Origin of the sequence: Lysobacter sp. 1R34A, from assembly GCF_051217035.1 — a bacterium.
Lineage (GTDB): Bacteria > Pseudomonadota > Gammaproteobacteria > Xanthomonadales > Xanthomonadaceae > Lysobacter.
Window position 1 is genome coordinate 1 of sequence record NZ_JBPKJP010000110.1, and the last position, 12,253, is coordinate 12,253.

The 12,253-nt window shown below is 70.4% G+C and carries 3 protein-coding genes; all 3 read right to left on the reverse strand.

The window, feature by feature from the left end; genetic code table 11:
* Positions 1-5,001, reverse strand: a 5,001-nt coding sequence (locus tag ACSAMQ_RS17795; protein WP_435396939.1) for an amino acid adenylation domain-containing protein, incomplete at its 3' end; no start/stop codon positions are given.
* Positions 4,998-8,384, reverse strand: a complete 3,387-nt coding sequence (locus tag ACSAMQ_RS17800; protein WP_435396940.1) for an amino acid adenylation domain-containing protein — start codon at positions 8,382-8,384, stop codon at positions 4,998-5,000. The genes ACSAMQ_RS17800 and ACSAMQ_RS17795, both read right to left, overlap by 4 nt.
* The coding region (locus ACSAMQ_RS17805) for an amino acid adenylation domain-containing protein (RefSeq protein ID WP_435396941.1) at positions 8,374-12,253 on the reverse strand (3,880 nt) is incomplete at its 5' end. The genes ACSAMQ_RS17805 and ACSAMQ_RS17800, both read right to left, overlap by 11 nt.

Sequence of the window (12,253 nt, forward strand, 5' to 3'; positions counted from 1 at the left end):
GTCGGCATCGGGCTGCGCGGCGACCTGTGCCTCGAACAGCGCGTGAATCGTGCGGTCGTTCACCGCATCCGCGCGCAAATCGTTGAACTCGCGCAGCACCTGCTCGCGCTCCGACAGCGGCAGGATCGGCAGCGCCTGCAGCGGCGTCTCGCCGCCGCTTTCGAGCGCGCCGACCAGGGACTCCATCGCGGTCTGCATGTAGCGGACCACGCGCGGGCCGTCGATGCCGGCTACCGACAGCAGGGTCAGGCCGAAGCCTTCGCCGCGGTCTTCCACCGACAGGGTCAGCGGGTAGTTGTTGCGGGCGTCGCCGCCGATCAGTCGCATGCCGTCCCAGGCCGCATCGGCATCGCCGCGGTCGGCCTGGCGCAGTTCGCGCCGGTTGCGGTAATTGAGCAAGGCGGTGAACAGCGGCAACGGCGGCGCGATCGCACTGCATTGCTGGGCCAGCGCCAGCGAGGCCTGTTCGCGTTCCAGCAACTCGCCGAGGAAGGCGTAGGTCTCGCGCACCGCCTGGCCGGCGTCGCGCCCGGCCAGGCGGACCCGCACCGGCAAGGTGTTGAGGAACATGCCGACCACCTGGTCGGCGCCTTCCGAACCTTGCATGCGGCCCGACAGCACGGTGCCGAACACCACGTCGTCGCGTCCGCTGCACTGGCCGAGCACGCGCGCCCAGGCCAGGTGGAACAGCACCGACGGAGTCACGCCCCAGCGGCGCGCGGTGTCGCGCACGCGCACGGCGAAGGCATCGGCGAACTCGACCCGCGACTCGTTGGCGCGGGCGCCGTCGACCTGCACGTCGAGCACGCCGAACGGCGCGGTCGGCTCGTCGACGTCGCCGAAGCGCTCGCGGAACCAGGCCTCGTGGCGCTGTTCCGGGGCGGCCACGGTGCGGGCGATGAAGTTGCGGTAGGGCATCGGCGCCGGCAGCGCATCGCCCTGCCCCTGCAGCAGCAGCTCGGCTTCCCTGAGCATCAGCTGCTTGGAGTAGTTGTCCTCGACGATGTGGTGGGTCAGCAGGGCCAGCAGCCACTCGCCGGACTCGGCGTCGAAAGCGATCTGCGCCGCCATCACCGGCGCGCGGCTGAGGTCGAGGCGGATCCGGTTCGGGTCGCTGCGGGCCAGCAACTGCGGTAACGCCGCCTCGCCCGCGACCAACTGCAGTTCGCCGACCGGCAGCGGCGCGCGCCGCTGCACCACCTGCACCGGCTGCGGCAGACCGTCCCAGTGCACGGCGCTGCGCAGGATGTCGTGGCGGTCGATCACCTGCTGCAAGGCGGCGAGGAAACGGTCCAGGCGCTCGCGGCCGTCGAAGGCCACCACCGAACGCAACAGATACGTGTCGCCCTGGCTCTGGTTCTCGAGCAGGTGGTGGAACAGGATGCCCTTCTGCAGCGGCGCCAGCGGGTAGATGTCCTGGACGTTGCCGACGCCGCCCGGGACCGCGGCGACGATCGCGTCGATCTGGGCCTGTTCCAGCGCGACCAGCGGCAACAGCTCCGGCGTGATGGCGACGGTGTCGGCCGTAATGGGGTTCGCCGGCACCTCGGCCTCGCCGGGTCCGTTCGCGCGTTCGGCGCGCGCGGCCAGCGCGCTCAAGGTCGGCGCGGCGAACACGCTGCGCACGTCGACCGACAGGCCGTGCTGGCGCAGGCGCTCGATCAGGCCGATCAAGAGCAGCGAATGGCCGCCGAGTTCGAAGAAGTGGTCGTCGCGGCCGACCCGCTCCAGGCCGAGCAGCTCCTGCCAGACCTGGGCGATGACGCGCTCGGTTTCGCCCTGCGGCGCATCGAAGCCGCGGCTCGACACCGAGGCCTGGTCCGGCGCCGGCAAGGCCTTGCGGTCGAGCTTGCCGTTGGCGGTCAGCGGCAGCGCCTGCAGGCGCACGAACGCGCTCGGGATCATGTATTCGGCCAGCTCGCGCGCCAGCGCTTCGCGCAACCCCGCCGCACTCGGCTCGGCACCGTCGGCGGCGATGAAGTAGGCGACCAGGCGCTTGTCGCCCGGAACGTCCTCGCGCGCGATCACCACCGCCTCGGCGATGCCGGCGCAGGCGGCCAGCTTGGCTTCGATTTCGCCGAGTTCGATGCGGAAGCCGCGGATCTTGACCTGGAAATCGTTGCGGCCGAGGTATTCCAGATCGCCGTCAGGCAGCCAGCGGCCGAGGTCGCCGGTCTTGTACAGGCGCGCCTGCGGCGAGGCCGAGAACGGGTCGCGCAGGAAGCGTTCGGCGCTGAGCTCGGCGCGGTTGAGATAGCCGCGGGCGACGCCGTCGCCGCCGACGTAAAGTTCCCCGGCCACGCCGGCCGGCACCGGTTCTAGACGTTCGTCGAGCACGTACAGCTGCAGATCCGGGATCGCGCAGCCGATCACGCTGCCGCGCGCCTGGCGCACGTCGTCGGCGCGGATGCGCCGGTAACTCGCGTGCACGGTGATCTCGGTGATGCCGTACATGTTGATCAGCTGGGTGCGTTCGCAGTCGTTGCGCTCGATCCACGGCGCCAGGGTGTGCAGCTCCAGCGCTTCGCCGCCGAAGATCACCGCGCGCAAGGCATGCGCCCGGTCGCTGCGGGCCTGCGCCGCGATCAACGCGCGGAACGCGCTCGGGGTCTGGTTGAGCACGGTGACGCCTTGCCCGGCGAGCAAGGCATAGAACTCGTCCGGCGTGCGCGCGCACAGCTCCGGCACCACCACCAGGCGGCCGCCGTGGAACAGCGCGCCCCAGATTTCCCAGACCGAGAAGTCGAAGGCGAAGGAATGGAACAGGGTCCAGACGTCGTCGCGACCGAACTCGAACCAGGGCCGGGTCGCCGCGAACAGGCGCACCACGTGGCGGTGCTCGACCATCACGCCCTTGGGCTGGCCGGTCGAACCGGAGGTATAGATGACATACGCCAGGTGCTCGGGGCGCACCGCGACCGCCGGGGCGTGGCCAGGGTGGCCGGCGAGCGAGCCGTCGTCGAGCACCAGCAGGGGCGCGCCGATATCGCCGAGCAAGGGCAGTTCCTCGCGCAGGGCGGCCGAGGTCAGCACCGCCGCCGGTGCGCTGTCGGCGAGCATGTAGCTCAGGCGCTCGCCCGGATACACCGGGTCGAGCGGCACGTAGCCGGCGCCGGCCTTGAGGATGCCGAGCACGCCGACCAGCAGCTCGAACCCGCGGCCGATGCAGATCGCGACGCGGTCGTCGGCGCGCACGCCGAGTTCGAGCAGGCGGTGCGCGACCCGGTTGGCGCGGCGGTCGAGTTCGCCGTAGCTCAGTTCGGCGCCGTCGAAGCTCACCGCGATGGCGTGCGGGTCGCGCACCGCCTGCGCTTCGAACAGACCGTGGATGCAGTCCTCGCTGCGGTAATCGCCGCGCGCGGCGCCGAAGCCGCCGAGCAGTTGCGCCCGCTCGGCGGCCGGCAACACCGGCAGGCCGCGCAGCGCGCGCTGCGGGTGGTGCGCGAGCGCATCGACCAGGGCGCGCACCGCGGTTTCCAGGTAGCCCATCAGGCGCGCGCCGTCGATGCCCGGCACCGCCAGGGTCGACAGGCCGAAGCCCTGGCCTCGATCGTTGACCGACATGGTCAGCGGATAGTTGGTGCGGTCGTCGCCGCCGATGCGGCGCATGCCGGCCCAGACCCGCGCCGTGTCTTCCGACTCGGCGTCGCTTTCCTGGTGGCTGTGGCGGTAGTTGAGCAACGTGGTGAACAACGGCGTCGGTGCGCGCACGCCGCTGCAGCGCTGGGCCAGCGCCAGTGACGCCTGTTCGTGCGCGAGCAGCTCGCCGAGGGCGCGATAAGTTTCGCGCACCGCCTCGGCGACCTCGACCTGAGCCAGGCTCACCCGGATCGGCAAGGTGTTGATGAACATGCCGACCACGTTCTCGGCGACGTCGGCGCCCTGCAGGCGGCCCGACAACACGGTGCCGAACACGACTTCGTCGCGGCCGCAGCATTGGCCGAGCACTTGCGCCCAGGCCACATGGAACAGCACCGCCGGGGTCACGCCGTGGCTGCGCGCGGCTTCGCGGATCGCCGCGGCCAGCGCACCGTCGAATTCGATCCGCGCCTCGGCGACGGCGGCGCCGTCGCCCTGCACGTCGAGCACACCGAACGGAGCGGTGGCCTCGTCGATGTGGCCTAGTTGCGCGCGGAAGTAAGTCTCGTGCTCGGCCTCGCTCACGGCGCGGGTGCGGGCGATGAAGTTGCGGTACGGCAACGGCGCCGGTAATGAGGCGCCCTGCCCCTGCAGCAGCAGATGGATCTCGCCGAGGATCAGCTCCATGGTCACGTGGTCGCAGACCATGTGGTGATTGAGCAGGGCCAGCAGCCATTCGCCTCTGTCGGCGTCGAACACGATCTGCGCGGCGAGGTTCGGCGCGCGTTGCAGGTCGATGCGGTGACGGCGCGGGTCGCTGCGCCGCATCAGGCAGTCCATCGCGGTTTCGCCGGCCTCCGGGATCAGCTCGGTCAGCGGCAAAGGCGCGCGCCGGTGCACGACTTGCACCGGCTGGGTCAAGCCCTGCCAACGCACCGCGCTGCGCAGGATGTCGTGGCGGTCGATCACCGCCTGCAGTGCGCCGAGGAAGGCATCGAGACGTTCGCGCGCCTCGAACGCCACGATCGAACGCAGCAGATAGGTGTCGCCGCCGTCCTCGCCTTCGAGCAGGTGATGGAACAGGATGCCTTCCTGCAACGGCGCCAGCGGATAGATGTCCTGGATGTTGGCCACGCCGCCGGGCACGGCGTCGACGATGCCGTCGATCTGCTCCTGGCTCAAGCTCACCAGCGGCAGCATCTGCGGAGTGATCTTCGCCGGTGCCCGCCCGAGGGCGCCGCCGACCAGGTCGACGCCGTCCTCGGCCGCCATCGCCAGCAACGCCGGCTTGTGCAGCTTCAGCTGCGCCAGCAGCTCCGCGTCCATCACGCCGCGCGGCGCGCGGATCGACAACTCGCCTTGCTTGACCAGCACGACGACATCGAGCTCGCGCAATCGGGCCAGCAGTTCCTGGAGACTCATACTTGGAATTCCTCGGTGTCCGCATCGGCAACGGATGCGGCGAATGCGTCGGGGATCAGATTGGCCGGCACCTGATAGGCATCGGCGGCCGCGCCGGCGACCGGCACCAGGCGCTGCGCGAGTTCGCTCAGGCTCGGCGCGGTGAACACTGCGCCGATGTCGGCCTGGTAGCCGCGCTGGCGCAGGCGCTCGATCAGCACCATCGCCAGCAGCGAGTGGCCGCCCAGGGCGAAGAACTGGTCGTGGCGGCCGGCCCGCTCGATCCCGAGCAGGCCCTGCCAGACTTCGGCGACGGCGAGTTCGGCCTCGCCCTGGGGCGCTTCATAGGCGCGCGCGGCCAGCGCCGAGGCGTCCGGCGACGGCAGCGCGCGTCGGTCGAGCTTGCCGTTCGCGGTCAGCGGCCAGGCCTCGACCACGACGAAGGCGCTCGGCAGCATGTACTCGGCCAGCTCGCGCGCGAGCGATTCGCGCAACTCGCCCGGCTGCAGCGTCGCGCCGGCGTGCGGCAATAGGTAGGCGACCAGGCGTTGATCGCCGGGGTTGTCCTCGCGCGCGATCACGACCGCTTCGGCGACGCCGGCGCAGGCGGCGAGCCGGGTCTCGATCTCGCCGAGTTCGATGCGGAAGCCGCGGATCTTGACCTGGAAATCGTTGCGGCCCAGGTATTCCAGCTCGCCGTCGGGGCACCAGCGAGCAAGGTCGCCGGTGCGGTACATGCGTGCGCCGGCGACGCCCGCGAACGAGTCGTCGAGGAAACGCTCGGCGCTCAGCTCGGGGCGGCCGAGGTAGCCGCGCGCGACCTGCACGCCGCCGATGTGCACTTCGCCGGCGACGCCGACCGGCACCGGCGCGCCGAGGCGGTCGAGCAGGTAGATGCGGGTATTGGCGATGGGCCGGCCGATCGGCACCGCGTCGGCGCTGGACGGCGCTTCGTTCTTGTCGCTGAGGTAGATGGTGCAGCCGACCACAGTCTCGGTCGGGCCGTATTCGTTGACGACCCGCGCCGCCGGCAGCACGCGCTCGCGGAAGCGCTGCAGGCCGCGGCGGGTCAGTTGCTCGCCGCCGACCACCAGCACGTGCGCGGTCTGCGAGACCGCGGCCGCGGACAGGTTGGACAAGGCATCCAGATGCGCCGGAGTCAGCTTGAACAGCCACGGCTGCGCTCGGCCGGCGTAGTCGAGCAACTGGCCCAGGCAGACCTGCGCCTCCTCGGCCAGCAGCACCACCGGCTTGCCGGCGAGCCAGGGCGTCAGCAAAGTGGTGACGGTGGCGTCGAAGCCGAACGGCGTCGCGACCAGCGCGCCCTGCACCGCCTGGCCCAGGTATTCGCGCCGCGCATGCTCGAGATAATTCACCAGACCCTGGTGATGGACCATCACGCCCTTGGGGCGCCCGGTCGAACCCGACGTGTAGATGACGTAGGCCAGGTGCGCGGGGGTCAGCGCCGCGACCTGCGGAGCGTCTTCGATGCCGTCCGACCATTGGCTGTCGTCGAGCACGAGCAGGCTCGCCGACGGCGACAAGGCCTCGACGCGGCCGCGCAAGGCCGGCGACGCGAGCACCGCGACCGGCGCGCTGTCGCCGATCATGTAGGCCAGGCGTTCGTCGGGATACCCCGGTTCCAGCGGCACATAACCGGCACCGGCCTTGAGCGTGGCCAGCAGGCCGATCGCCATCGCCGCGCTGCGTTCGCTGCAGATCGCGACGCGGTCGTCGGGCTTGACCCCGAGCGCGATCAAACGATGCGCCAGGCGATTGGCGCGGCGGTCGAGTTCAGCGTAGCTGAGCCGGGCCTCGCCGCAGATCAGTGCGACCGCCTCGGGCGTGCGCGCGGCCTGCGCTTCGAACAATTCGTGTGCGCAGCGGTCCTGCGAATAAGCCGTGGCCGTGTCGTTGCAGGTCTGCAACAGGCGCTGGCGCTCGGCCGCGTCGAGCAGGGGCAGGCGCGCGACCGCGGCGCCGTCGTCGGCGGTCATCGCTTCGAGCAGGCTCAACAGATGCCCGGCGTAGCGCTGCATGGTGGCGCGGTCGAACAGGTCGGTGGCGTAGGCGAAGCTGGCTTCGAGCGCTTCGCCGGTGTCGTTGACCGCCAGCTCCAGGTCGAAATGCGCGGTCTGGCGCGGCGTGTCGATCGCCGACAGCTCCAGCCCGGGCAGGCGCAGCACGCCGCTGCCGGCGGTGTTGTTGAACGCCAGCATGGTCTGGAAGATCGGGCTGTGGCTGAGCGAGCGCTGCGGCTGCAGCGCCTCGACCACCTGCTCGAACGGCAGGTCCTGGTGGGCATAGGCGTCGAGCGTGGTCGCCTTGATCCTTCGCAGCAGCTCGGCCGTGCTCGGCTCGCCTTGCAGGTCGACGCGCAGCGCCACGGTGTTGAGGAACAGGCCGATCAGCGGTTCGAGCTCGCTGCGGCGGCGGTTGGCGACCGAGGTGCCGACGACGACTTCGTCCTGGCCGCTCAGGCGCGACAACAGCGCGACCCAGGCGGCCAGCAGGGTCATGAACAAGGTGGTGCCGTGGCGCTGCGACAGCGCCCGCAGCCCCGCGGTCAGGGCCGGCGGGAACTGCAGGTCGAAACGGTCGCCGGCATAGCTCTGCGCCGCCGGCCGCGGCCGGTCGCTCGGCAGTTCCAGCAAGGCCGGCGCGCCGCTCAGGCGCTCGCGCCAGAACTCGATCTCCTGCTGCAGGGTTTCGCCCTGCAGCCATTGCCGCTGCCAGGCGGCGTAGTCGGCGTACTGGATCGCCAGCGGCGGCAGCGGGTCGTCCTGGCCCTGGCTGAAGGCGGTGTACAGCGCGGTCACTTCCTTGACCAGCACGCCGAGCGACCAACCGTCGGAAACGATGTGGTGCTGGGTGACCAGCAGCACGTGCTCGTCGTCGGCCAGGCGCAACAGGCGGCCGCGTACCAGCGGGCCGGTGGCGAGATCGAACAGGGCATGCGCCTCGGCCAGGCCGCGCTCGGCCACCGCCGCTTCGCGCGCGTCGGCCGGCAAGGCGCTCAGGTCTTCCTCGATCAGGTCGAAGCCTCGCTCGGCCGGGTCGATGACCTGCGCCGGGGTGCCGTCGACGGCGACGAACCGGGTGCGCAGGTTTTCGTGGCGCGCCACCAGGCGGTCGAGGGTGGCCTTGAGCGCCTCGCGGTCGAGGCGTCCGCGCAGGCGCAGCGCCACCGGCATGTGATAGGCGGCGCTGGCGGCGTGGTCGAGGCGATCGAGGAACCACATGCGCTGCTGCGCCCACGACAACGGCAGGATCGCAGCGCGGTCGGCGCGTTGCATCGGCGGCGTCGCCACGGTCTCGCGGCGCGCGCCTTCGCGCTTGCGCAACTGCTGCAGGGCCACCGCACGGCGCAGCTGCTCCAGCTTGCGGCTTTGATCATCGTTCATCGACGGCATCCTCAGACAACAGGGCCAACAACTCGCTTTCGCTCAGTTCGCCGAGCGACTGCTCGATATCGGCGACATCGCTCTGCGCGAAGGATTCGATCTGCGCCGACACCACCAGTCCGGCGAGGAAGGACAGGGTCGGCTGCTCGAACAGGGTGCGCAGCGGAATCTCGACCTCGAAGCGCTCGCGCACCCGGATCGCCAACTGCATGATCAGCAGCGAATGGCCGCCGAGTTCGAAGAAATGGTCGTGGCGGCCGACCCGCTCGATGCCCAGCAGGTCCTGCCAGATCGTCGCCAGGGTCTGCTCGACCTCGCCGAGCGGCGCTTCGTACTCGCGGCTGGCCAAGGCCGACTGGTCCGGCGACGGCAGGGCCTTGCGGTCGAGCTTGCCGTTCGGGGTCAGCGGCAGCGCATCCAGACTCACGAACGCGCTCGGGATCATGTACTCGGCCAGCTCGCGGGCCAGCGCGTCGCGCAGATTGGCGGCCGAAATCTCGGCGCCCGGCTCCGCCACCACGTAGGCGACCAGGCGCTTGTCGCCGCCGTCGTCTTCGCGCGCGATCACCACCGCCTCGCGCACGCCGTCGCAGGCGCTCAGGCGCGCTTCGATTTCGCCGAGCTCGATGCGGAAACCGCGGATCTTGACCTGGAAATCGTTGCGGCCCAGGTACTCGATCGTACCGTCGGCGCGCCAGCGGCCGAGGTCGCCGGTCTTGTACATGCGCGCATCGGCTTCCTGTGCGAACGGGTCGCGCAGGAAACGCTCAGCGGTCAGCTCCGGGCGATCCAGGTAACCGCGCGCGACCTGCACGCCGCCGAGGAACAGCTCGCCCGGCACGCCAACCGGCACCGGCTCGCCGCGGCTGTCGAGCAGATACACCGGGGTGTTGGCGATCGGACGGCCGATAGTCGGCCCGCCGACCGCATCGCGGATGCTGCCGATGGTGGCGTCGACCGTGCATTCGGTCGGGCCGTACATATTGTGGAAATGGATGCTGGTCGAAGCCTTGAGCTTGTCCCACATCGCCTGGCCGATCGGCTCGCCGCCGAGCAGCACGCTGGTCGGCTGATACCCCGGCTTGCCGATCAGGCCTGCGGCCAACAACACCTCCAGCTGCGACGGGGTGCTGTCGAAAGCGTCGATGCGGTAGCGGTCGATGAAGTCCAGCATCGCCGGGCCGTTGGCGCGGATCGCCTGCGGGATCAGCACCAGCGCATGCCCGGACAGCAGCTGCAGGATGCCCTTCAGGGACATGTCGAACGAGAATGCGGCATTGAGCGCCACGCGCGAACCGGGGCCTAGCTCGCGATGGGTGGTCTCGCCCATCGCCCGCCAGAAGTTCACCGCCGAGCGGTGTTCGACCATCACCCCCTTGGGCTGGCCGGTCGAACCGGAGGTGTAGATGACGTAGGCCAGGTTGCGCGGCGTCAGCCCTTCGACGCTCGGATCGCTTTCGCTCTGATCCGCCAACGACTCGTCGTCCAGCACCACCAGCGGCAGCGGTGAGGCTTCCAGCATCGGCATCGCCGCGCGCAAGGCCGACTGGGTCAGCAAGGCGATCGGCCGGCTGTCTTCGAGCATGTAGGCCAGGCGCTCGATCGGGTAGCTCGGGTCCAGCGGCACGTAGGCCGCCCCGGCCTTGAGCACGCCCAGCAGGCCGACGACCATCGCCACGCTGCGCTCGGTGCAGATCGCCACCCGGTCGTCGGGTTTCACGCCGAGCGCGATCAAGCGATGCGCGACCCGGTTGGCGCGGCGGTTGAGTTCGGCGTAGCTCAGCACCTCGTCTTCGACTAACAGCGCTTCGGCGTCCGGCTTGGAAGCCGCTTGCGCCTCGAACAACGAGTGAATCGTGCGGTCGTTCACCGCATCCGCGCGCAGATCATTGAACTCGCGCAGCACCTGCTCGCGCTCCGACAGCGGCAGGATCGGCAGCGCCTGCAGCGGCATCTCGCCGCCGCTTTCGAGCGCGCCGACCAGGGACTCCATCGCGGTCTGCATGTAGCGGACCACGCGCGGGCCGTCGATGCCGGGCACCGACAGCGCGGTCAGGCCGAAGCCCTGGCCGAGGTCCTCGACCGACATGGTCAGCGGGTAGTTGTTGCGGGTATCGTCCTTGAGCACGTACACGCCGTCCCAGGCCTCGGCCACGGCCTGCTCTTCGGCGGCGTTGCCGGGTTCGTGGCTGTGGCGATAGTTGAGCAAGGCGGTAAACAGCGGCAGCGGCGGTGCGATCGCGCTGCAACGCTGGGCCAGGGCCAGCGAGGCCTGTTCGTGCGCCAGCAACTCGCTGAGCCGGCGGTGGGTGTTGCGCACCGCCTTAGCCACGGCTTCGCCGCCGACCGGGATGCGGATCGGCAAGGTGTTGAGGAACATGCCGACCACCTGGTCGGCGCCCTCCGAACCCTGGAGGCGGCCCGACAGCACGGTGCCGAACACCACGTCGTCGCGGCCGCTGCAGCGCGCCAGCACTTGCGCCCAGGCAACGTGGAACAACACCGCCGGGGTCACCCCGCGTTCGCGCGCGAGCTCGCGGATGCGCCGCGCCAGCGCGTCGTCGAACACGATCCGCGCTTCGCGCGCCTGCTCGCCGCTGCTCTGCACGTCGAGCACGCCGAACGGCGCGGTCGGCTCGTCGACATGGCCGAGCTGCTCGCGGAACCAGGCCTCGTGTTCGGCCTCCGGCACGGCGCGGGTGGCGGCGATGAAATTGCGGTACGGCAGGCTCGCCGGCAGCGCGTCGCCGCGACCCTGCAACAACGCCAGGATCTCCGACAGGATCAGCGCCATCGCGACGTGATCGCCGCTGACGTGGTGGCGCAACAAGGCCAGCAGCCATTCGCCGCTGTCCGGGTCCTGGGCGCGGAACGCGGCCAGGATCGGGGCGCGCTGCAGGTCCAGGCGCATGCGCCGCGGGTCGGTATGGGCGAGCAGCTGCGGTAGGGCCGGCGAATCGGCCGACAGTTCGGCCTCGTGCAGGGGCAAGGGCGCCTGCCGGTACACGACCTGCACCGGCTGCGGCAGCCCCTGCCAGATCACCGCGCTGCGCAGGATGTCATGGCGGTCGATGACCTGCTGCAAGGCATCGAGGAACGCGTCCATGCGCTCGCGGCCGTCGAAGCCGAGCACAGTGCGCAGCAGGTAGGTATCGCCGCCGCTGTCGTTCTCGAGCATGTGGTGGAACAGGATGCCTTCCTGCAACGGCGCCAGCGGGTAGATGTCCTGGACGTTGCCGGCGCCGCCGGGCACGGTGGCGACGATGGCGTCGATCTCGGCCTGGTTCAGCGTCACCAGCGGCAACAGCTCGGGAGTGATCGCGGTGGTGCCGGCGGCGATCAGGTTCGGCGCGACCTCCGGCGCCGGCGCTTCGGCCTCGCCGGCGATCTTGCCGGCCAGCACGCTCAGCACCGGAGTGGTGAACACGGTGCGCACGTCGACGTTGAGGCCGCACTGGCGCAGGCGTTCGATCAGGCTGATGACCAGCAGCGAATGCCCGCCCAGCTCGAAGAAATGGTCGTGGCGGCCGACCCGTTCGATCCCGAGCAGGTTCTGCCAGACCCCGGCGATGGCCTGTTCGGTCTCACCTTGGGGCGCTTCGTATTCGCGCGTGGCGAGCGCCGACTGGTCCGGCGACGGCAGGGCCTTGCGGTCGAGCTTGCCGTTCGGGGTCAGCGGCAGCGCATCCAGACTCACGAACGCGCTCGGGATCATGTACTCGGCCAGCTCGCGGGCCAGCGCGTCGCGCAGATTGGCAGCCGAAATCTCGGCGCCCGGCTCCGCCACCACGTAGGCGACCAGGCGCTTGTCGCCGCCGTCGTCTTCGCGCGCGATCACCACCGCCTCGCGCACGCCGTCGCAGGCGCTC

Excerpts from the sequence above, each read along its gene's own strand:
- ACSAMQ_RS17800 (WP_435396940.1), bottom strand. The coding sequence starts at position 8,384 with ATGAACGATGATCAAAGCCGCAAGCTGGAGCAGCTGCGCCGTGCGGTG.